Genomic DNA, 20,186 nt, shown 5'->3' on the forward strand with positions numbered 1-20,186 from the left:
GGGGATGAACGAGACCCACTCCAGCCGCCGCTCCGCACCCCAAAGGTACGCCCCAACTCCCGCCCGCGTGACGCCTGGTGCCCCACACGAAAGACGGCGACCCCGCGGGCGGATTCACCGGGGGTCGATCATGGGGTACAGTGTGCAACGGTAGGGATCCAGGCAACTGGGCCCTCTGCGCGGATGTAGTTTAATGGTAGAACATGAGCTTCCCAAGCTTATAGCGCGGGTTCGATTCCCGTCATCCGCTCTCGCAAGAAGGCCCAGGTCAGCGACCTGGGCCTTCTTCGTTGTCTAGACCTGTCAGCCCTTGCCGTGCCCTCCGCGTGCCCCAACCCTCAGGAAACCCCTGCCCAGAGGGTCTTTCCCACGCCACTCGCACCACCCGAGCGCACCGCCGTCTCGCACCGCGAGACGGCTTTTATGTGACCTGCGCCACGAGCTGTAGGCATCTGCGCGAATTCACGTTCCCAAAGAGGCGGTTGATCCGATGCGGACGACACAGACGCGAACGCACCTCACAGGGACGATCGCCATCCCTCGCCCGCTTTATCCATTCAGGGCAGTAGGTGTGTGGCGAGCTCATGCTCCTGCTGGATGGGCGAGGCGTCGGGGTGTGGTGGTGAGGAGGTGCAGGCTGACGTGATCGGCCGCGGCGTCGAGGTGCTCACGGACGCGGCGGGCGATGTCCTCGGCGGTGCCGTGGGCCACGATCGCATCGACGAGCCGGTTGCCGAGGGAGTCCAGGTCCTCATACCCCAGGTCGTACAGCAGAGCGCGAGCGGGCGGCGGTGGGGGCGCCCGCTCGCCTATCAGATGGAGGTAGAGAGTGCTACGTGGCGCCATTGGTCGAGTTCACGCCGTACCAGATCCAGTTTCGCCTCGACGCGCTCGACCGCGTCTGCGCCCAGCTGGAGGCGCAGCGGAGGCTCGGCAGTCTCGGTGACGTCGACGATGGCTTTGGCAGCCTTCACCGGGTCGCCCGGCTGGCGGCCGTCGTAGTAAGCCAGCGCTTCGCGCACCGGTCCCGCGCCCTCGGTGTAGTCGGCGATGGCGGCCGGCTCGACTTGAAAGCTGGAGCTGCTCAGGAAGTCCGTGCGGAAGCCGCCCGGCTCGATGACCGTGACGCGGACTCCGAGGGGGCCAGTTCGCCGTGCAGTGCTTCGGAGATGCCTTCGAGGGCGAATTTGGATGCGCCGTACAGGCCCGTCGCTGGTGCGGTGGCGAAACCGCCCACGGAGCCGATGTTCAGGACATGCCCGGATCGCTGGGCCCGCAGGGTCGGCAGGGTCGCCCGCAACGTGTTGAGCACGCCGAACACGTTGACGTCGAACAGTGCCCGAGCGGCCTTGTCGGAGGTCTCCTCGATTGCACCGACGAGGCCGTAACCGGCGTTGTTGGCCACGATGTCGATCCGGCCGAACCGGGCCAGCCCGGCCTCCACAGCGGCCGTCAGCTGCTCCGGTTCGGTCGCGTCCCCATTCACCGCCAACAGTTCATCCGGCTTGTGCGGGTACGCCTTGAGCACTGCCGATACGTCCCTCGCCGCAGCGATCACGCTGTGCCCTCGGTCCAGCGCCTCCCGGGTGATCGCCGCGCCGAGCCCCCGCGATGCCCCGGTGATAAGCCAGATACTCATGTTCTCCCCTGTTCCGATGGGCCGACGGCTCGACGCTAGAACCTAGAGTCCTGTCTAGATCAACAGCTGTGTGAGGGCGGGCACTCATGGACCTGAGCATCGGTGAGGTGGCGCAGCGCAGTGGACTCAGCGTGCACGCGTTGCGGTTTTACGAGCGGGAGGGCCTGTTCGTCAACCCGGTACGCCGCCTGTCCAACGGCCGCCGCATCTATCACGAGGAAGATCTGGAGTGGCTGGCGATCTGCACAAAGCTGCGTTCCTCCGGCATGTCCCTGGCGGTGATCCGGCAGTACATCGAACTGGTCCGCCAGGGCCCGGGCAACGAACACGAGCGGCTTGAGCTGCTGCGCCGACACCAAAACCACGTGGAGGCGCAGATCCGGGAGCTGCAGGGGACCCTGGACGTGATGCGGAACAAGGTGCGGATCTACGAGGACCATGTCGCCCGCGGCGAAGCCGACCGACTTTGGAACCCATCCCACCCGGATACCGAGCAACGCTCAGAACCCCCGTGCTCGGCTAGCCAGGAAATCACCCAACCGATTCGGCGGCCTCGAACTCACGCCCATCAAGATCGATAGAGCAACAGCCACCTTGGGGGATTCCGAAGCATGTAGCGCGAGTTCGACGCATGCGCTTCATGGCAGAGCCCCAGGTCGGCGACCTGAGGCTCTGAGTCGCCCGGACTATGCCAGAAGCGGGATCCTGGGCCAGCTACCAGGTGCCGGTGATGGGGGTGTCGCCGGGGCTGCCGTAGACGAAGCTTGCCGCCGTGGTGCTGTTGTCGTTGGAGAGGTAGAACTTCTGCGTGGCGGGATCGTAGGCGCCGATGCTGCTGATGCCGTCGGCGTTCCAGTCGCCGATCAGCGGGGTCCAGCCGGCGTTTCCGTACATCGCCTGGCCGATGGTGTGGCCCGCAAGGTCGCCTTCGTAGAAGGTCTGGTTGTCGGGGTGGTAGACGGCTACCGCGTCCTTGCCGTCGCCGTCCCAGTCACCGGCCAAAGGAATGTCGCCCGGGCTGCCGTAGACGAAGCTCGTGGCCGTCGACCCGTTGTCGTTGGACAGGTAGAAAGTGGCCGTCGTCGGGTCGAAGGCGCCGATGGTGTCCTTGCCGTCACCGTTCCAGTCACCGACCACCGGAACCCAGTTCGGGTTGCCGAACTTCATGGAGCCGACGGTGGTGCTGTTGTCGTCGGACAGGTAGAAGGTCGCGGTGGCCGGGTCATAGGCGCCGATGCTGGCCACCTTGTCGCCGTTCCAGTCACCCGCCAGCGGAACCCAGCCGGGATTGCCGTACTTCGCCGAGCCCAGGGTGTTGCCCGCGTTGTCGCCCTCGTAGAACGTCTGCGTCGACCCGTGATACACGCCTGCATAGGTCTTACGGGGGCTGGGCGCCGGATACGGATCGGCGTCGTCCGCACCGAGACCGGCCGCCGGGCCGCAGCTGGGCCAGGCACCCTGACCTTGGCCGGCCAGGACCTTCTCGCCTATCAGGATCTGCTGCTGCTTGGTGGCCTGGTGCGGGTAGGCGGCGTACTGGCTGCCGCCGTATGCCTTCCACGTGCTCAGGCTGAACTGAAGCCCGCCGTAGTAACCGTTGCCGGTGTTGACGCTCCAGTTCCCGGTGGACTCGCACTGGGCGACCTTGTCCCAGGTGGCCACCGAGGCCGCCTGGGCAGGCTGGGCGGCGACAGCCGTGAGGCAGGCCGTGGCAAGGGCCAGAGCGAGCGAACCAGCCGTACGGGCGGCGGTCGACGTGGGGCGGCGCATGGGTGATGGGCTCCTTCTGTGAAAGGAAAACGGGGGCATGGCATGCGTGGATGGCGGCGAGGCCGCGATCGGGTGAGGGGTCACTGCCTGGTGGGAGCACGCTGCGGAGGTCGACAGCCGCAGCGACCGGCCTGGCCGTTGAGCAGACTGCTCAAGGTTGTGGCGGGCTCGGGTGCGTGTACCGGGTGGGCGCCGGCTGGGTGCCGGCGCCTACCGACTGAGATATCGCACCTTGGGTCGCCCGACCTACCAGGTGCCGGTGATGGGGGTGTCGCCGGGGCTGCCGTAGACAAAGCTTGCCGCCGTGGTGCTGTTGTCGTTGGAGAGGTAGAACTTCTGCGTGGCGGGATCGTAGGCGCCGATGCTGCTGATGCCGTCGGCGTTCCAGTCGCCGATCAGCGGGGTCCAGCCGGCGTTTCCGTACATCGCCTGGCCGATGGTGTGGCCCGCAAGGTCGCCTTCGTAGAAGGTCTGGTTGTCGGGGTGGTAGACGGCTACCGCGTCCTTGCCGTCGCCGTCCCAGTCACCGGCCAAAGGAATGTCGCCCGGGCTGCCGTAGACGAAGCTCGTGGCCGTCGACCCGTTGTCGTTGGACAGGTAGAAAGTGGCCGTCGTCGGGTCGAAGGCGCCGATGGTGTCCTTGCCGTCACCGTTCCAGTCACCGACCACCGGAACCCAGTTCGGGTTGCCGAACTTCATGGAGCCGACGGTGGTGCTGTTGTCGTCGGACAGGTAGAAGGTCGCGGTGGCCGGGTCATAGGCGCCGATGCTGGCCACCTTGTCGCCGTTCCAGTCACCCGCCAGCGGAACCCAGCCGGGATTGCCGTACTTCGCCGAGCCCAGGGTGTTGCCCGCGTTGTCGCCCTCGTAGAACGTCTGCGTCGACCCGTGATACACGCCGACCTGGGTCGGGCGCACGGTGATGTTGTTGACAATGTTGTCGTAGCGCAGTGCCGAGTAGCTGCTCGTGGGGTGGCTGGCCAGGGTCGAGGCGTACAGGTTGCCGTCGGTGTTGTAGTTCGTCGGCCGGCTGCGGCTGCTCTCCTGGTAGTAGTTGAAGGTGCCCGCGCTCTTGTCCCGCCAGCCAGCGAAGAGAACGACGTGGTCGTTGCTGTTGAGGACATCGCCGGGCTGCAGATCCCACTTGTTGATCTGTGTGGAGACGTCGGGCAGGGAGTAGGTGGTGCGGCTGGAGTCGAGCTGCCAGGCCATCGAGACCAAGCCGGAGCAGTCCTGCCGGTAGCGGCCGCCGGTACGGGCGTCGGACCACCAGCTGTAGGGGGCCGTGAGGCCGTTGGCGCTGTACGGGACCTGCTCGTCCACCCATACCTGGGCCCGGGCTATGGCCTGGCTGCGGGAGACCTTGCCGCCGGGGGCGGCGTTGTTGCCCAGCGATCCGGTCGAGGTGACGGAAGAGTAGGTGGCCTGGATGCTGTCGGCGTGGGCGGGCATGACGGACAGGACGAGCGAGGCGGCGCAGGCGGCGGTGACGATGCTCGCGGCGCGGAAGGCCGAGGTCTTGACGGACAACGTGACTCCTGATGAAGAGAGGGAAACGGCTGGGATCCTGCGGGGTCGTACGAGGTCTGTTGGCGCACTCAGTTCTGGGCGCCGAGGTCGGCCAGCGCGCCGAGTACGGCGGCGTCGGTGCCGGTGTCGTGCGGCGGTGCGGGGCGCTCGGCCAGCTCGTCGAACTGGAAGAGCGTGAGGTGGTCGCCCTGGTGGACGGCGTAGAGGTGGTTTGTCTGCACGTCGCGGGCGGTGCCCGTCCAATGGCGCGACCAGGCGGTGCCGTCCTTGCTGGTGGCGGTCGTGGACACGACGGCGTCCTGCGGTACTCCCTCGCGGGCCTGGAGTCCGCGGGACGTGGCCTGGCAGTTGTTCATGTCGGCGACGAGCTGGTCGTAGGCTCCCTTGGCGGACGCGGCGTCGGGGAAAGAGAAAAGCTGCTGACCGGCGGCGTTCCTGGCCGAACTCAGGTATCCCTGCTGCTGCCAGAGGGTGGCGCCGGCGACGGTCGCGCACTCGTTCAGCGTGATCTTCTGCCCGCGCAGTTCCTGGCTGCTCAGCGGCCCGTCCGGCTTCCAGCCGAGGCTCTTCTCGACGGGCAGCTTCGCCAGGCCCTCCGGCTTGACGGCCACCGTGCGCGCTGCGCCGCCCGGATCCCCCTTCCCCTGCGTGGCCTTTCCGGCCCGTGACCGGGGTGCCGACGGAGTCGAGGACTGAGGCCCCGTCGTCGGATCGGCGGACTTCTTGTCCGGCGGAGGAGCGCTCGTCAGGGAATCGGGCGCCTGCACTGTGGCCGGGGATTCGTGAGCGGCTGCGGCCGGCGCGGAGCCGGTGTCGGCCCGGCCGCAGCCGGCCGTCGCCACAGCCGCCGCGCAGACGGCCAGGGCCACCGAGACGGCGCTGAACGTCAATCGGGGCTTTGGCATGGACATGACGACTCCTGGGGTGGTGAAGGGCATGACGGAAGGTGGTTCCGAAGCAGGGGGGATGGACACACCCCGCGTCGGCAGGTCACATCGCCGGCGACGCGCAGAGGAGTTGCGCTCATGCGGAGAAGAGGCGGCGGGACTCCGCTGTGGGCCGGTCCTCGCTCAGTGGTGGAGCGTGACGGAGTATCCGCGGGCGCAGGTGGCACCCGAGGCGAGCGCCCCGGTCATCAACCGCCCAGCCTTGGCGTGCGCGATGTCGGTGCTCGCGGCCCGGATGAAGAGGATGATCCCGATGCCGGCCGGGGTGGTGCGTGCCCGGATGTGTTCCATGCCGCATTCGGGTGTGGCGTGGGCCCAGAGAATGTCCACAAGGGCGTGGGCCTGGCTCTCGTCGGGTGTTCCGCCCCCGGTCTGCGTCAGGGTGAGATGGACGGGCACCATCGTGGTCAGTCCCAGCCGATGCCGTTGGTCGGCGAACCGCTCGCGGACATCGTCCCGTTCACCGGGGCCACGTCCCAGCCGATACCGGTCGGGCCCGCCGCGGCGTAGGAGGTCGAGGCGAGGGGCGCCGCCACGCCGGTCAGGACGGAGGTGAGGAAGGCGGTGGTCAGCAGGCGGGCGGTTCTGGACATGGCGGTACCCCTAACTGGTGGCGTGGGTGCGGATGACAGGGACCCCGTGATCAGGTGGTTGGTCCCCCGGGCCGGCTGGGACTCGGTGTCCTCCGCCGTTCCGGTGATCACCATCCTGCCGACACCGGCCATCCCCGGGAAGGCAATGAGCCCGTCAGCATGCGGCCTGGCCGCATCAGGACGCGAGCTCCGCCGACCTGCCTTGACAGCCCCTTGCGGCAGCACCCTGCGCGCCTGACAACTGCCGGTAGGCGGCGGCCACCTTGAGCAGCCACGCGATCTCCTCGCTGGGAGTTCTCGCATGCGACGGGAGGGGCGGGTGGCCGGAATCGGGGTCCCCGTGGAGCGCGGCGAACAGCCACGCGGCCTCCGTGCGGGCGTCGGTCTCACCGCCTCCCAGCGGCGAGTCGGAATCGGCCCCCGGTCCTTCGGGGCGAGTTGCCACGGACCGATCGCGCAGTACGAGACAGGCGTCGCGGATCTCGAAGGCACGGTGGGCCACATCCAGGGTCCGGTCGCCGAGGACGAACAGGTCGCGCGTGCGGCCCACACGTGGGCCGAACACCACGGTCGGTGCGGCATGGAGCAGCTCGGACCACAGCGGATGCAACCGCCACAGCGCGTACTGGTCGTGGAGGTATCGGCCCAGCGTTCTCAGGGGCGGCAGGGCCAGGCCGACCACGAGAAGGAGGAGGGTGACGGCCGGCAGGAACTCGGAGAGGGGTTCCCCGGTCGAGGGCCCGGGGGCAGGCGTCCGGCTCTGTGCGCGGGCGAGGAAGACCACCCGGTAGGCGGTATAGACGAAGCCCAGCGCGCAGCCGGCGGTCAGGCACACGACCCCCGCTCGCAGGAGGCCTCGGGGCACGCTGCGCCGGTTCGACCAGAAGAGCCTCGCCGACAGCAGGGTCGAGGTGCCGAGGTAGGCGTAGACGATGCCTTCGTACAGGCGCACCGCCGGGTCGCCGAGGTGGGAGTCGGTCACCTGGGTCGCCGGAAGGGTGGGGTCGTGCTCGAAGGAGAAGACGAACAGAACGGTGAGGGCGATCGCGGCCGTCAGTACCGAGGCGATCCGCAGACGTACGGTGGCGGCTCGTCGTGGTCTGCGGCCGTGGACCGTGATCACGTATTCCAGGATGAAGTAATTCGACGCCAGGCCGGCCAGGTGCTTGATGAGGACGGACAGGTCGGGTGAGCCCGTGGCGACCCGGATGAGGTTCTCCACGGCAGGCGGTCTGGTGGTCATCGCCATGGTGATCGCGGTGAGGCAGCCCCACAGGTACCTCGACGGACGTGAGCCGTTGAAGGCGGAGGGAGCCCGCCAGATCACCACCGTCCACAGCACAGCGGGAATGGTGAACGCGTAGATCGGGTTCATCACTCACCTCGCCAGGACCGCAGGCGGCGTATGGGATGTGCGAGGCTGCTTGCCAGTCGGCGCGAGGACGGGGTGCCGACCCGGTCGGCGCCGGCCAGGTCAGCCAGGAGCACGGCGATCATCTCGGCTTCCTGCTCCTCGACCGCCTCGAAATCGCTGCGGGCCTTGCCGAGTGTGTGGGTGAGCAGTTCCGGGGTCAGCTCGGTGAGGGCCCGGGCGAGCTGGGCCAGTTCGACCGTGGGGGTGTGGCCGCACAGTACGTGACCGAGCTCGTGGAGCTTAATCAGGTCTTGGTGGGCCGGACTGGTTCGCTGCTCGTAGAGGATGACGTCCACGCTGGGCAGCGTGATCCACGCCCCGCACGGGGAGGCGAGGCCGGTCTCGGGAAGCGGCTCCATCACGATGGGGCGCCCCCGGTGCCGGGCCAGGGCGTCGCGGAAGGAGTCGACCGTGAATGGATCGGGCAGCTCGAACTCAGCCAAGATGCTCTCGCAACGCCTGCGCAGGCCCCGCGGTACGGGCATGTGGAGAGGGATCCTTCGGTCAGCAGTCAGTGCGCTGCCCACCCTACGTGGCGGCTACCACGCGCCGCTGCCTGCCTCTCCCGCAGCCTCTGCCTCAAGCGCGCTCAGGCGGTCGGCGAGCGCGACCAGCATGTGGAGACTGTTGTCGGACAGCCCTGAGGCGCGCTGCGCCAGGCCGATGACCCCGGCGTTCCCCACAGCCGCCTGAATGCCCGCCAACTTCTCCAGGGCAAGCAGTTGCTCGTCCACGGCGGCGGCCTTGGCGTCGTCGAGGAAGTACGTCGCACCGGAGCGGATGCCGAACGCCAGGCCGAGCCAGTCCAGTGTCTCGACTGTCGGGTTGGGGGCTTGCCCCTTCTGCGTGGTCGCCTGGTGCAGATTGCGGATCGTGTCCTTGGAGATGACGTTGCGTCCGGCGATCCGATTGGCCCGATCGGCCAGCTCCCGGTACGTGGGCGCCCTCCCTCCGGTTCGGGCAGCCTCCTGGGCGATCAGCCTGGCGAGTTTTTCGGAGATCTTGTGGGCACGGTCGGGCGGCGAAGGCGGATGGTGGCGGTCACCAACTGCTTCTGCGTCCATTCCGGTCAGCTCCGATCAGTCGACGATCAACATACCCCCCACACGAGGTGACGATTTTAGTCGCCGCAGCACACGCCGCTCAAGCCGACGGGGACTCAGGCAACCCCCCTTCCAGGGCGGGCACTGGACGGCAGTTGGTCCACGACCCAGTTGATCAATCACAGGTCGAACCATAGACTCGCGGCGATTTTAATCGTCTTGTAGGCCGGGGGGCTGGCGGATGTTGGACATGCTGGGGCTGGATGGCGCATCAGAAGCGGTGTACCGGGCCATGCTCTCCGATCCCGAGGGCAGCGTGCAGGACCTCTGCGAGCAACTGGGCGTACCCGAGAGCACCGTGCGCGACGCCCTCGACAGGCTCGCCGACCTCCGGCTCCTGCGTGCCTCCCGGGAGGCACTCGGTGTCATGCGGCCGGTCAGCCCGGAGCTCGGCCTGGAGATGCTCCTGCGACGACAGGAGGAGGAACTCCTGCGCCGACGGCAGGAGCTCGAACTGAGCAGGGCCGCCGCGGCGCTGGCCATCGCCGAATACGCCGACCTGCGCCCCGCTACGCCGGCCTCCCCGGCCGCTCACACCCAGCGCCTGGTCGGTCTCGACGCCATCCAGACGACCCTGGAAGTCCTCGCGCGGGAAGTGTCCGGCGAGTGCCTGTCCGTCATGCCGGGCGGGGCACAGTCACAGGCCAGCCTCGACGCGTCCAGACCGTTGGACGACGCGGCCATGAGTAGGGGAATCACCCTTATGACGCTCTACCAGGACAGCGTGCGCCACGACCCGGCGACCCTCGCCTACGCGCGGTGGATGACGGAACGGGGCGGCGGGGTGCGCACCTGTCCGACGCTTCCTCCGCGCATGCTCGTCTTCGACCGCAAGGTCGCCATGGTCCCCATCGATCCGGCCGACACGAAGCGGGGCGCGCTGTGCACCCGCGAGGCGGGGATCGTTGCCTCACTGGTCGCACTGTTCGAGCAGACGTGGAACTCCGCCGTCCCGCTGGGCGCCGACCGTTCCAAGGACGCCCAGAGCGGTCTCACCGCCTCCGAGCAGGAGCTGCTCAGGCTCCTGGCGTCCGGCCTCACCGACGAGGTCGCGGGGCGACGCCTCGGCATCTCCGCCCGTAGCGTGCGCCGGCAGATGGCCGGCCTCATGGAACGCCTCGATGCGTCGAGCCGCTTCGAGGCCGGATTGAAGGCAGCCCAACACGGCTGGCTGCGCTAGTACTCCAGCAGGATTTCGCTGTTTGATCTGTGGGTTTCGCTGGGCGGCCGGGGTGTAGCGGTCTGTGGAGTGGTCAGGGGCGGTCTCACAGAGGCCGCCCCGGCGGCGAACGGCGATGCCATCGCGTACCGGCAGTACTGGGCGCTGTGCACGCTGCTCACACTGCGCGACGGCCTACGCAGTGGGCATGTGGACGTGCCGGGCTCGCGCCGCTACGACAACCCAGCGGGCTATCTGTTCCAGCCCGCCCAGTAGGACGCGCACCGGGCGGAATTCTGCCGTCCGGTCGGCACGAGCCCCGACTTCTCCGAGACGCTGCCACAGGTGACGGACGAACTCGATGCGGCCTCGGCGACACGAGCCGGCCCGACAGCTGCGCGGTCGCGACCCTTGCATCCGTGCCACGAAGGAAGCCCAGGTCGGTGACCTGGGCCTCCTTCACTTTGGCACCACCAGCCTTCATGCTTGACGCGCAAGCCGCGGCTCGGCCGCCGCCTTCTGACGGGCTGCGCGGACCCTGGCATCGATGCCTCCGGCGACCTCCTGCTGACGTTCGTCGTCGGAGTGCTGGTAGATCATCGCGGCCTTCTCCGAGGACTGGCCGGCGCGGACCATCGTGTCCTTGAGTGTCGCGCCGGACTGCGTGGAGAGGGTGTGCCCGGTGTGGCGCAGGTCGTAGAAGCGGAAGTCCTTCGGCAGGCCGACCTTCGCTCGGGCCTTGGCCCACTTCCGGCCGAAGGACGTGCGCCGAAACGGCGCTCCCTTCTCCCCCACGAACAGCAGCCCGTCGGGCTGCTTCTCCGCGAACCAGTCGAGGTGCCGCTTAACCTCCATGTAGAGGAAGGCCGGCAGGTAGACGGTGCGGACGCTCGCCGCCGACTTGGTTTCGCCCTCGACGCGGCGGCCGGTGTTCAGCTCCGGTGCAGCCTCCGTGATCCGTACGGCGAGGGGGTCCAGGGTGACCGAGGTCCGGCGCAGGGCCGCCTGCTCCTCCGGGCGCATCGGGCCGTAGGCGCAGAAGTAGACCATCAGCCGCCAGCGCGGGCCCATCGCTTCGGCGAGGGCGTCGACCTGGGCGACGGTCGCGGTCGGACGCTCCTTGGCCTGCTCGCTACCCGCGCCCCTGATGCGGCACGGGTTGCGGCGGATCAGCTCGTCGTCGGTCGCCGTCTCCATGGCGGCCTTCAGCAGCCGGTAGCACTTGGCGACCGTCGTTGCGCCGGTGGCGGTCAGGCGCTCGGCCCGCCAGGTGCGTACGGCCTGCGGGGTGATCTCGTCCAGGTCGAGGTCGCCGAAGCCGGGGAGGACGTGAAGACGCAGGAGCCGGCGGTACAGCTCGTCCGTGGTGGCGGCGAGGCCCCGCTCGTCGACCCACTTGAGGGCGTACTCCTCGAAGTTGACCTTGCCGACGTCGGGGTCGGTCCAGTGGTTGCGCTGGATGTCCGCCTTGGTGAGGGTGAGCCAGTCCTGCGCGTCGGTCTTCGTCGCGAAGGTCTCCGGGGCCGTACGGCGACTGCCGTCGGGCGCCCAGTAGCGTGCCTGCCAACGACCGGACGGAAGCTGGCGGGTGGTGCCGAATTCACGCCGCCGCTGCGGCTTGCGGGCCGCCATCAGGCCGCCTTCCCGAAGCGGGAGCGCGCTTCGCGGAGGGTGGGGACGGTACTCGCGTCGATGTACGCGGCCAGCACGCTCTCGGCGATGCGGACGTGCTTGCCGAGCTTGACGTAACGGATCCGGCGTTCTTGGATCAGCCGCCGGATGAAGCGGACGCCCGTGCCGAGGCGTTCTGCTACTTCGTCGACCGTGAGCAGGCGATCGCCGGAATTCATCTCCTTCGCGGTGCGAGGCTTCCCTGCGATTTCCTTTCCGCCCTTCTCTCCTACTCGACCGGCGGGCAGGGTTTTCCGGGCAGGGGTTATCGGCGATCGGTGCAAGAGTTTCCTCTCAGGAAATGGACAGGAGTGTGGCAAGGAATGGTCCGGGCAGGTGCACCGGGAACACCAATGGTCTGGAGAATCCCCGGTTTGGGAAACCGGGGATCGTCGGCTATATTTCGCCCGCTCCAGCCGCCGACGGGTTCCCGAGGAGGGTCTGGGGCGGCGTTCCGAGGGCGGCGGCGATGGCGACGAGGTCGTCGACATCGCAGCGGCGGACGGTGCGCTCCAGACGCGAGAGCGCGGTGGAGGTCATGGGCCGGCCCAGGGCGCGGACGCGAGCGGCGAGCTGTCGCTGGGAGTAGCCGCGGGCGACACGAGTGCGCTCTATGGCCTGGGCGGCGGCGCGGCCTGCGGGTCCGATTTCAAGAGATCGCGGTGGCATTGGTGTGTTGTAGCTCCGCTGCGGACCTTTGGGAACCCTTTCCCTGTCTGCCGTGAGCGATGCACCGACCGTATGCGGTGATTTCGTCGACCGAGATTCCGGGTCTACGGTCATGGGGTCGAAAAAGTCTTCAGGAGTGTTAGAGCTATCTCTGGACTTCTAGGCCTGGGGTGTGGCTGTCTTGTCCACGCACTCCGGTCCCGCCGGATTTCCCGCCCCATTTCCGAGAGGTGGCCGCCAACCCGGCCGCCGGCAAAGGAGCCGCCCCCTTGATGCCCAACACCCCCGACCCCGCCGCCGCGCCCACGAAGGCGCTCTGGCCGCCGGTGGCAGTCCCCGGCCAGCCTGATCCCGACCGCACCGCCCCGGAGGACGCAGTAGCCGAGCCGAAGACCACCCCCTCGCAGCGCCGCTCGGCCCCAATCGGCCCCCTCACGCAAGGGGACCAGGCGCTGGTCGACCTGGCCGCGCAGATCGAGCGGTACGTGGTGCTGCCCAGCCCCGAGGCGCTCACGGCGGTGACCTTGTGGGTAGCAGCCACGCACCTGCAGAGGGTGTGGCAGCACGCACCGCGCCTGGCGGTGGTGGGGCCTGCGAAGCGGTGCGGCAAGTCCCGTCTCCTGGACGTGATCACCGAGACCGTCCACGACCCGCTGATCACGGTGAACGCCTCGGCTGCGGCGATCTTCCGGTCGATCGGCGAGTCGGATCCGCCGACCCTGCTGGTGGACGAGGTCGACACGATCTTCGGCTCGGCGAAAGTCGCGGAGTGCGCCCCCGGCCCGGACATGGCTCCGCTGCCACGCCCGAACCGCAGCCCGCTGCAGAGGTGGCTCAGCCACAACCCGAGCAAGTGGCTGAGCCTGTGAAGCGGGCCATCGAACGCTCCGAGCAGCAGCCCGGCGCCACCTACGAGCAGGTGGTCGAGATCGGGCGCACGGCCCCGCTGGTGGAGGCAGGGTCTCCCGCCGCCGCATGGAGGAAGCCGTTCGCGCCCATGGCCTGGGCGCCGGCAAGGGCCTCCTCGAAAGAGCCGAGAAAGACCTCCAGGCCGAACGCGATGCCGCCCAAGCGGACGCCGCCTAACTCCCACCACCGCTGCTCGCCCCACGGAACACACCAAGGGGCGGGCCGCTCGTCCTCCCCGCGGTCGTCGCCCTACCGCACCGCCCGCTTCCGAAGGCCCGCACGATGCACGAGCAGCACACCCTCGTCGCCAACGACCGGCAGCAGCCGGAACCGCTCACCCCGCTCCAGCTGGAGCAAGTTATCGGCTAAGACCCGCCCCAGGGGTGGCGAGAGCGGACCGGAGCCAGGGGGCACCGGTCCGCCAGACAGCGACCGAGGGCGGATCGCAGCCGAGGAGAAGTCCGCACCCCGACGCAAGCGCTCGCCGAATCGGACGGCAGCTCGATGGCCGCCGCCATCAGCGCGGCGGCCATGTCCCTCCCGGAGCAAGCAGGTGTGCCCCGGAAGCACACCCGGGTCGTTCAGTGACTGAGCAGGGCGAGAGTCCCGACGCTGATGGCGCCCCGCAGGACGTGGGCCATTTCCTCGGGCTTGAGGTCGATGCCGTCGAGGCCTTCGACGGTCAGCGGGATCTCCTCCAGTGCGTACTCGCCCCGGCCTTCGGCGCTGAACTCGGGGCCGGTACGGTCCTCGAAGGACCAGGTCGCGATGCGGGCGAGGTAGAAGAGCTGGCGCTCGTCGTCGGTCTCCATCGTGTGGAGGAGTCGGACGATGTCGGCCTTCCCCGCGATCTCCTCGTGGATCTCCCGGTGGAGAGCGGCCTCCCGGGACTCGTCGCCGGGCTCGACTCCGCCGCCCGGGAGCACCCAGTACGGGGGGATGTCGGGCTTGGTTCGGCGGATGACCAGCATCGTGTCGTCGGCGGTGACGAGGACGGCGCGGACTCGTTCCTTCATTTCGTTCTGTCTCCTTGCCTGTTGACGGTCTCAGTGCAGCAGCCAGCCGCCGTCGACGTGGACGGATTGCCCAGTGATGAACGAGGCGGAGGGGCCCACCAGGAAGGTGCTGAGCGGCATGGTCGCTGTGGAGAGGACAAGGCCGGCGGCGCGACCCGGCATGCCCGGGTCGATCGCCCGCGAGCTCCGTTGGTCGATCCGCGCTAGCTCGCCCTCCGCCAACGAACGAGTGTCACAGCAGGTGCGGTGGCGGCACGACCAAGACCACTGCGAGGAGGCGTGGCCTCATCCGGGGGAGCGCCTGGGCCTCGAACCATCCACCGGAGGGGAGCATGTGACGGCGAGCCGTACCGGGGGTGGGGTCGCCGAGTTCGAACGGGTCAATGCCGAGGCTGGCCAGTTCGACGATCTGGTCGGCGACGGCCTTCACCTCGTCACGCACAACTTTCGGGTAGCCGGCCTCGTCCTCGGCGTGGAAGGCGTACTCCCACCCAACGGTCGTCGGTCACCGGGCGGCCTCGTCGGCGGTTCGGAGCCCGGCCTCGGCGGCGGCGGCGGTGCGGATGCGGCTGATCTCGCCGACGATGTCTCGGGCCTCGCCGAGGTCGGTGACCTCTCCGGCGCGGGCCTCAAGCGCGTGGAGTCGGGCGGCGGTCTCCGGGTGTCGGGCAATGGCCACCTCAACGGCCCACGCCTCCGTGAAGGTGCGGAGGGAAATGGCGGAAACCTCGGCGCGCGCGGGCGGTGCTGGCCGCGCGGTCGCGGTCGAAGTCGGCAAGCAGCTGCGGGGCCACCTGGGCGAGGGCGGCGCGGACCGCCTCGGGCTGGACGGGCGGCTGCGGGACAGCGGACGGCTGGGGCGCGGTGCTCATGCGGCTTCGGTCCCCTCCTCGTGGCCAAGTTCGCCCGCACGGTAGGCGTTGACAAGGGTGGTGACGTGCTGGCGGGACCAGCCGACGCGGCGGCCTGCCGCAGCTTTCTGCCCATAGCGGTCGGCGGAGCCGATCCGGCCCACCGTGCGATTGAGGTGCGCCTGCGCCCGCGCAAGGGCCTGCTCGGCCCGGCGGACGGCCTGGAGGGCGTCGTCCAGGTCGGCCTTCTCGACGTCGGTCAGGGGTTCACTGGCGGCTCGCACAACCCGAGCATAAACCGTCACCATGACTTGACTCTATGAGACTCTCCCGCTGGAGGACCAAGCCGAGAGAAGCGACGCACCATGAACATGGGTGGAAGCCGAACCCTGAAGCGCGCGGGCGCCGGGCGGCGCCCAGGGGTCAGGTGCGGCCCTGCCTACCCTTACCGAGCCGGTGTCAGGCTTCGTCGTTGCCCCCACCGCATCAGGCTGTCACAGAGCTGCCGCGTGCTCCGCGGCCATTTCGGCGAGAACCTCGCCGACCGGGCAGGGGGTGACGCCCAGAGCCTGCGTCGTGTACGAGGCGTCCAGGATGCTGGGCCGGTCGTACAGGTAGAGCATCTCCGGGAACTCCGCCATGACCGAATCGGTCCGCCCGATCTGCTCCAGCTCCTCGCGCGTCATGCGGATCAGCCTCGGCTCGGGCGCGCCGGCCGCCGTGGCCAGGCGCGCGGCCAGTTCGCGTACCGGCACCTCGGAAGTGGAGGGGACGTGCCAGGCCCGGCCCCAGGACTGCTCGCTGCCTGCCGCGGCGACGAGGGCGCGTGCCGCGTCGCCGGTGTAGGTCCAGCTGTGCGGGGCGTCCAGGTCACCCGGGTAGGCGGCGGGCGAGCCGGCCAGGACCTGCGCCCCGACCATGAGCGTGAACGGCGAGAGAGCGCCTGCGCCAAGGTAGTCGCTGGCGCGGACCTCCGTCACCCGGACCCGGCCGGCGTCGTGGGCGGCGAGAGCCTCCTCCCACATCCGGGCCCGGATCACGCCCTTGATACTGGTCGGAGCCATGGGAAGGCCTTCGGTGACAGGCCCGTCGACGGGCCCGTAGCCGTACGTGTTGCCGAGCATGACGTAGTCCGCACCGACGCCTTCGGCCGCAGCCAGCACAGCGGCGCCCAACAGCGGGAATTCAGCGGGCCAACGGTCGTACGGCGGCATCGCGCAGTTGAACACCACCGCCGCGCCACGGGTCAGCTCGACGAGCCGCGCCGTGTCGGAGGCGTCGGCGGCAACTCGTTCGATCCGCTCATGCTCCGGGCCGCTGCCGCGGCGGGTGACGAGCCGGACCCGCTCACCTGCGGCGGCCAGCAGGCGAGCGGCGGCCGATCCGGTGGCTCCGGCTCCGACAATGACATGCAAGGACACGGGTGGCTCCTCGGTGGTGGTGGAAACAGCCGTCGGCCGGAGGCCGCGGCGACGTGCTCCCTACCTTCGGCCCCGCGTGATCCGTAAGGTAGTGGCCCGAATGCCAACCCTCCGGAGGTTCGGGCCATGCACCGCGTCGCAGTCGTCGTCGTCCCGCCGGCGACCACCTTCGACCTGTCCATTCCGGAGCTGGTGCTCGGTGAGACTGCGGTCGACGGCGCCCCCGGCTACCAGGTGCGCATCTGCACCGCCCGGCCAGGAGCCGTCGCCACCAGCGGCAGCCTGGGCATCACGGTCTCCCACGGGCTGGAAGCCGTCGACGACGCCGACACCGTCATCGTCACCGGTACCGCTGCCCGCGACGACGTCGACCCACGCGTCCTCGCCGCGCTGCGCCGCGCGGCGGCCGGTGGCAAGCGCATCGCATCCATCTGCACCGGAGCCTTCGTGCTCGCCCGAGCCGGGCTGCTCGACGGGCGCCGCGCCACCACCTACTGGGCCAAGTCGGAGGAGTTCTCTCGCCGCTTCCCCGCCGTCGAGCTCCACCCCGACGTGCTGTACGTCCAGGACGGCGACATCTTCAGCTCCGCGGGCCTCTCCGCCGGCATCGACCTGTGCCTGCACCTGGTACGCGCCGACTACGGGGCCGCGACGGCCAATGCCGTCGCCCGCCTGGTCGTGGCGGCGCCGGTGCGGCCCGGCGGTCAGGCTCAGTTCATCGAGGCGCCACTGCCGCCGGAGACCGGAACGTCACTGGCCGGGACCCGCAGTTGGGCACTGGAGCGGCTGCACGAGCCGCTGGCCCGGGCCGACCTCGCGGCCCATGCCCGCATCAGTGTCAGAACCCTGACCCGCAGGTTCCACGCGGAAACCGGTCTCAGCCCGCTGCAGTGGCTGCTCCACCAGCGCGTGATCCGGGCCCAAGAACTTCTGGAGACAACCGATCTGCCGATGGACCGGGTCGCCCACCTCAGTGGTCTCGCCACCACCGATTCCCTGCGCCACCACCTGTCCCGGCACACCGGGCTGACGCCCAGCGCGTATCGCGTCACGTTCACCCGGCGCCCGGCGCCCGGAGGCGACGGCGACCGTGCCACAACGGGCCAGTAGGGGCGGTAAACAGCGGTCGACAAGGGGTCCGGCGAAGCAGTCAGGACGACGTCATCGGCGCACGTTCCCGCAGGTCAGACGCTATGCGTGTGCCCAAGTGCCGGGCGATTCCCAAGCTTATAGCGCGGGTTCGATTCCCGTCATCCGCTCCACGACAAAGCCCCAGGTCAGCGGCGTGGGCTTTTGTGTTGCCTAGACCTCTGCACCCCTCACGTGCCAGTCAGCGGCCACGTCGGGCGCCAACACGGGCCACGTTACTTCGGTCATGAAGGGCCACCGGGAATCACGCCGAGCTGCCGCATCTGCGAGAAGACGTCGACGACCCCCCAGATCTCGGCGATCCGGCCTTCCGTGTAGCGGAAGATGAAGATCTCGCTGTAGGTGACGGCCTTTCCGGTTGGCGGGAGGCCCCTGTACTCGCCCTGGTGGGTCCCGGTGACCGTGTTCCTGAACACGACCTTGTCCCCTTCGGCGATCACGTCCTCGACCGCGACATGAAGGTCGGGGAACGCGCGAAGGAGCACTGTCCACACTTGCTTGAGTGCCTGCACCCCCGTCACACCCACCGGCACCGGCGCGTGGAACAGCACGTCCGGTTCGACGACCTCGTCGATCGTCTTCGAGATGAGCTCCACATCGCCGGTGTTCAAGGTGTCGTGGAAGCGGCTGAACGCCGCTCTGTTGGTTGTTGCCTGGGATGTCGGCATGCGACTTCTCCTGGGTTTGAGAGGGGATGATGTCCGGGCCCGCCCGGGCCCTGTGTTCAGGCGCCGGTGCCCGTGCGGGCGCCGTACTTCCCGCCGCGGGACGCCAGCTCCTTGATCACGACCGCGGTGCGCCCGGTGACGTAGGCCCGCCGGAGGGTGTCGTCGGGGCGGGTGAACTGGCCCACCGCGTTCTTTCGTCCGAGCGTGACCGCCCGAGCGACGTAACGAAGGGCGTACGGCTCGGGCTTGCGGCCCTCGCTCAGGCGGGCCAGGGTGTTGGCCGCGTGAGCGGCCTGCGGCGTGGCGAGCGCGCAGGCGAATCGGGCTCCGGGTACTGCCGCGCAGTCGCCCACGACGAAGATCCGTTCGTCGTCGACGCTGCGCAGGTACTCGTCCACGAGCGCACGGCCTTCCGAGTCGACCTTGAGACCACTGCGTGCCGCAAGGTCGGGGACGCCCGACACGATCGCCCACAGGGTGAGGTCGGAGGCGAACGCCGCTCCCGACCGAAGGTGCACGATGCCGCCGACGACCTCGGTGACGCCGTCGTCCACGACATCGACCTTCAGCCGTACCAGTCCGGACCGGACCCGCTGGTACGCCCGGTGTGAGAAGCCCCCGGCGACCGCCGAACCGACGATCCGCACCCGCAAGTCGGGCCGCGCCTCGGCCACCTCGGCCGCTGTCTCGATACCCGTCGCGCCGCCCCCGATCACCGTGACCGTGTTGCCCGCGGGAAGTGCGGCGAGCGCCGCGCGCGCCTGTTCTGCCCCCTCCCAGGTGCCCACCGGGACCGATCCCGGCATCGGCTGCACCGTGCTGCCCACGGCGAGGAACGCGTAGTCGAAGTCGAGGCTCGTGCCGTCGTCGAGCGCGACGCTGCCGTCGCCGATCTTGTCGACGGCAGCCACCCGCGAGGTGATCCCGTCGCGCAGCATCGAAGTGAGGGGAGCCGCGGCGACGGCGGTCCCCGCAACCTGCTGGTGCAGCCGTACCCGCTCCACGAAGTGGGGGCGCGGGTTGATCACCGCGATCTCGGCGGCCTTCACCTTCTTGGCGAGCCGGTTCGCCGCGAGCAGGCCCGCGTATCCGGCGCCCACCACTACAACCTTCATGTCGGCCTCCTGTCGGTGTGACTGGTCGGACATGAGATGCCGGCGGGCCGAATCCTGTGACACCCCTTCGACGTGGCGCGCGTCACAGGGCGTCTCCCGTCCCGACCCCGCCCCCGAGGCGTTCGTCACCCACCGCAACCCGCTCTTCACCATCGCCTACGAGATACTCGGCTCGGCGGCCGACGCGGAGGATGTGCTCCGGGAAACCTGGCTGCGCTGGGCGGGCGTCGATCTCGACACGGTGCGGGAGCAACGCGCCGCTGCTCACCGTGCCGGACGTAGCCGTGGACGTAGAACTGGCCGACAGCATGTCGATGGCGATGACGCTGGTCATGGAGACGCTCGCGCCGACCGAGCGGGCGGTGTTCGTACTGCGCGAGGTGTTCGGCCTCGGGTACGACGAGATCGCGGAGGCCGTCGACAAGACCCCGGCCGCGGTCCGCCAGATCGCCCACCGGGCACGGTCACACGTCGCCGCGCGCCGACCCCGCGGTGTCGTCTCCGCGGTCGGGACACGGACCGGGCGGGGTCGCGCCCGTGCGGTGGGCTGTGTCGGGGTCGC

At 69.2% G+C, this 20,186-nt stretch carries 26 protein-coding genes, 1 tRNA gene and 2 pseudogenes; 6 read left to right on the forward strand and 23 right to left on the reverse strand.

The window, feature by feature from the left end; all coding sequences use genetic code 11:
- The first annotated feature begins 179 nt into the window (after positions 1 to 179).
- Positions 180 to 250 (forward strand) — tRNA-Gly (locus B4U46_RS16815).
- Positions 251 to 582: 332 nt separating this feature from the next.
- Here the strand turns inward: B4U46_RS16815 and B4U46_RS37405 are convergent.
- The 3 genes from B4U46_RS37405 to B4U46_RS16820 all read right to left on the reverse strand — a co-directional run bounded on the left by B4U46_RS37405 (position 583) and on the right by B4U46_RS16820 (position 1,639).
- Positions 583 to 846, reverse strand: coding sequence for a hypothetical protein (locus tag B4U46_RS37405; RefSeq protein WP_123995769.1), 264 nt, complete (start codon positions 844 to 846; stop codon positions 583 to 585).
- On the reverse strand, positions 813 to 1,022 hold the full coding sequence (locus B4U46_RS40335) for a hypothetical protein (protein ID WP_311736940.1): 210 nt from the start codon (positions 1,020 to 1,022) through the stop codon (positions 813 to 815). Before B4U46_RS40335 ends, B4U46_RS37405 begins: the two co-directional genes overlap by 34 nt.
- A 62-nt stretch (positions 1,023 to 1,084) precedes the next feature.
- Entirely contained in the window at positions 1,085 to 1,639 is a 555-nt protein-coding gene (locus B4U46_RS16820) for an SDR family NAD(P)-dependent oxidoreductase (RefSeq protein ID WP_311736941.1), read from the reverse strand.
- Positions 1,640 to 1,725: 86 nt separating this feature from the next.
- On the opposite strand from B4U46_RS16820, the gene B4U46_RS16825 reads away from it, so the two are divergent.
- Positions 1,726 to 2,220 (forward strand): MerR family transcriptional regulator, encoded by a 495-nt coding sequence (locus B4U46_RS16825; protein WP_079428313.1) that lies wholly within the window; start codon positions 1,726 to 1,728, stop codon positions 2,218 to 2,220.
- Positions 2,221 to 2,353: 133 nt separating this feature from the next.
- On the opposite strand, the gene B4U46_RS40180 is transcribed toward B4U46_RS16825, so the two are convergent.
- The 8 genes from B4U46_RS40180 to B4U46_RS16860 form a co-directional block, all read right to left on the reverse strand.
- Positions 2,354 to 3,409, reverse strand: a complete 1,056-nt coding sequence (locus tag B4U46_RS40180) for a transglycosylase family protein (RefSeq protein ID WP_107438277.1) — start codon at positions 3,407 to 3,409, stop codon at positions 2,354 to 2,356.
- A gap of 246 nt (positions 3,410 to 3,655) precedes the next feature.
- Positions 3,656 to 4,939, reverse strand: a complete 1,284-nt coding sequence (locus B4U46_RS16835; protein WP_107438278.1) for an FG-GAP repeat domain-containing protein — start codon at positions 4,937 to 4,939, stop codon at positions 3,656 to 3,658.
- 68 nt (positions 4,940 to 5,007) lie between these two features.
- Positions 5,008 to 5,550 (reverse strand): sensor domain-containing protein, encoded by a 543-nt coding sequence (locus tag B4U46_RS36595; protein WP_100863378.1) that lies wholly within the window; start codon positions 5,548 to 5,550, stop codon positions 5,008 to 5,010.
- A 459-nt stretch (positions 5,551 to 6,009) separates the two neighbouring features.
- A complete protein-coding gene (locus B4U46_RS16840; protein WP_079428318.1) occupies positions 6,010 to 6,288 on the reverse strand; it encodes a hypothetical protein in 279 nt (92 codons plus the stop codon).
- Positions 6,289 to 6,293: 5 nt separating this feature from the next.
- On the reverse strand, positions 6,294 to 6,479 hold the full coding sequence (locus B4U46_RS16845) for a hypothetical protein (RefSeq protein ID WP_079428320.1): 186 nt from the start codon (positions 6,477 to 6,479) through the stop codon (positions 6,294 to 6,296).
- 175 nt (positions 6,480 to 6,654) lie between these two features.
- Positions 6,655 to 7,854, reverse strand: a complete 1,200-nt coding sequence (locus tag B4U46_RS16850; protein WP_079428322.1) for an MAB_1171c family putative transporter — start codon at positions 7,852 to 7,854, stop codon at positions 6,655 to 6,657.
- Positions 7,854 to 8,378, reverse strand: a complete 525-nt coding sequence (locus B4U46_RS16855) for a hypothetical protein (RefSeq protein ID WP_079428324.1) — start codon at positions 8,376 to 8,378, stop codon at positions 7,854 to 7,856. The genes B4U46_RS16850 and B4U46_RS16855 overlap by 1 nt, the downstream gene beginning before the upstream one ends.
- Positions 8,379 to 8,432: 54 nt before the next feature.
- A complete protein-coding gene (locus B4U46_RS16860; RefSeq protein WP_079428326.1) occupies positions 8,433 to 8,957 on the reverse strand; it encodes a hypothetical protein in 525 nt (174 codons plus the stop codon).
- A gap of 220 nt (positions 8,958 to 9,177) precedes the next feature.
- Here B4U46_RS16860 and B4U46_RS16865 point away from each other — a divergent pair, with 220 nt between their 5' ends.
- Positions 9,178 to 10,176, forward strand: coding sequence for a helix-turn-helix transcriptional regulator (locus B4U46_RS16865; protein WP_079428328.1), 999 nt, complete (start codon positions 9,178 to 9,180; stop codon positions 10,174 to 10,176).
- Positions 10,177 to 10,635: 459 nt separating this feature from the next.
- On the opposite strand, the gene B4U46_RS16875 is transcribed toward B4U46_RS16865, so the two are convergent.
- The 3 genes from B4U46_RS16875 to B4U46_RS16885 all read right to left on the reverse strand — a co-directional run bounded on the left by B4U46_RS16875 (position 10,636) and on the right by B4U46_RS16885 (position 12,495).
- Positions 10,636 to 11,787, reverse strand: coding sequence for a tyrosine-type recombinase/integrase (locus B4U46_RS16875; protein ID WP_079428332.1), 1,152 nt, complete (start codon positions 11,785 to 11,787; stop codon positions 10,636 to 10,638).
- Positions 11,787 to 12,005 (reverse strand): excisionase family DNA-binding protein, encoded by a 219-nt coding sequence (locus B4U46_RS16880; RefSeq protein WP_079428334.1) that lies wholly within the window; start codon positions 12,003 to 12,005, stop codon positions 11,787 to 11,789. The genes B4U46_RS16875 and B4U46_RS16880 overlap by 1 nt, the downstream gene beginning before the upstream one ends.
- A gap of 217 nt (positions 12,006 to 12,222) precedes the next feature.
- Positions 12,223 to 12,495 carry a helix-turn-helix domain-containing protein gene (locus tag B4U46_RS16885; protein ID WP_079428336.1) on the reverse strand — a complete coding sequence of 91 codons (273 nt, stop codon included), beginning with the start codon at positions 12,493 to 12,495 and terminating at the stop codon, positions 12,223 to 12,225.
- Between the two features lie 269 nt (positions 12,496 to 12,764).
- On the opposite strand from B4U46_RS16885, the pseudogene B4U46_RS36600 reads away from it, so the two are divergent.
- Positions 12,765 to 13,265: pseudogene (locus tag B4U46_RS36600) on the forward strand (hypothetical protein); the annotation flags it as partial.
- A 139-nt stretch (positions 13,266 to 13,404) separates the two neighbouring features.
- Here the strand turns inward: B4U46_RS36600 and B4U46_RS37410 are convergent.
- From B4U46_RS37410 to B4U46_RS16920, 7 genes are all read right to left on the reverse strand, one after another.
- Positions 13,405 to 13,566: a hypothetical protein gene (locus B4U46_RS37410; protein WP_159036762.1), complete on the reverse strand. Its 162-nt coding sequence runs from the start codon at positions 13,564 to 13,566 to the stop codon at positions 13,405 to 13,407.
- A 419-nt stretch (positions 13,567 to 13,985) separates the two neighbouring features.
- Positions 13,986 to 14,420, reverse strand: a complete 435-nt coding sequence (locus B4U46_RS16895) for an NUDIX hydrolase (RefSeq protein WP_079428338.1) — start codon at positions 14,418 to 14,420, stop codon at positions 13,986 to 13,988.
- Positions 14,421 to 14,652: 232 nt separating this feature from the next.
- The gene (locus tag B4U46_RS16905; protein WP_079428342.1) at positions 14,653 to 14,862 is read right to left on the reverse strand and encodes a hypothetical protein; all 210 of its coding nucleotides are present in this window, start codon (positions 14,860 to 14,862) and stop codon (positions 14,653 to 14,655) included.
- A gap of 63 nt (positions 14,863 to 14,925) precedes the next feature.
- Positions 14,926 to 15,099 (reverse strand): hypothetical protein, encoded by a 174-nt coding sequence (locus B4U46_RS37415; RefSeq protein WP_159036761.1) that lies wholly within the window; start codon positions 15,097 to 15,099, stop codon positions 14,926 to 14,928.
- Between the two features lies 1 nt (position 15,100).
- On the reverse strand, positions 15,101 to 15,292 hold the full coding sequence (locus B4U46_RS36605) for a hypothetical protein (RefSeq protein WP_100863376.1): 192 nt from the start codon (positions 15,290 to 15,292) through the stop codon (positions 15,101 to 15,103).
- A complete protein-coding gene (locus tag B4U46_RS16915; RefSeq protein WP_123995770.1) occupies positions 15,289 to 15,555 on the reverse strand; it encodes a hypothetical protein in 267 nt (88 codons plus the stop codon). Before B4U46_RS16915 ends, B4U46_RS36605 begins: the two co-directional genes overlap by 4 nt.
- Before the next feature lie 210 nt (positions 15,556 to 15,765).
- The gene (locus tag B4U46_RS16920; RefSeq protein WP_079428345.1) at positions 15,766 to 16,692 is read right to left on the reverse strand and encodes an NAD-dependent epimerase/dehydratase family protein; all 927 of its coding nucleotides are present in this window, start codon (positions 16,690 to 16,692) and stop codon (positions 15,766 to 15,768) included.
- A 126-nt stretch (positions 16,693 to 16,818) separates the two neighbouring features.
- Between B4U46_RS16920 and B4U46_RS16925 the strand changes: the two genes are divergently transcribed.
- Positions 16,819 to 17,802: a GlxA family transcriptional regulator gene (locus B4U46_RS16925; RefSeq protein ID WP_079428347.1), complete on the forward strand. Its 984-nt coding sequence runs from the start codon at positions 16,819 to 16,821 to the stop codon at positions 17,800 to 17,802.
- Between the two features lie 263 nt (positions 17,803 to 18,065).
- On the opposite strand, the gene B4U46_RS16930 is transcribed toward B4U46_RS16925, so the two are convergent.
- Together B4U46_RS16930 and B4U46_RS16935 are read right to left on the reverse strand one after the other, a co-directional pair.
- Positions 18,066 to 18,509, reverse strand: coding sequence for an ester cyclase (locus B4U46_RS16930; protein ID WP_079428350.1), 444 nt, complete (start codon positions 18,507 to 18,509; stop codon positions 18,066 to 18,068).
- Between the two features lie 56 nt (positions 18,510 to 18,565).
- Positions 18,566 to 19,624: an NAD(P)/FAD-dependent oxidoreductase gene (locus B4U46_RS16935; protein WP_079428352.1), complete on the reverse strand. Its 1,059-nt coding sequence runs from the start codon at positions 19,622 to 19,624 to the stop codon at positions 18,566 to 18,568.
- A gap of 31 nt (positions 19,625 to 19,655) precedes the next feature.
- Here B4U46_RS16935 and B4U46_RS16940 point away from each other — a divergent pair.
- Positions 19,656 to 20,142 (forward strand): annotated as a pseudogene (locus B4U46_RS16940) (sigma factor-like helix-turn-helix DNA-binding protein); the annotation flags it as partial.
- Between the last annotated feature and the right edge of the window lie 44 nt (positions 20,143 to 20,186).

It is taken from the genome of Streptomyces katrae (assembly GCF_002028425.1).
In the GTDB taxonomy this organism is placed as follows: domain Bacteria; phylum Actinomycetota; class Actinomycetes; order Streptomycetales; family Streptomycetaceae; genus Streptomyces; species Streptomyces katrae_A.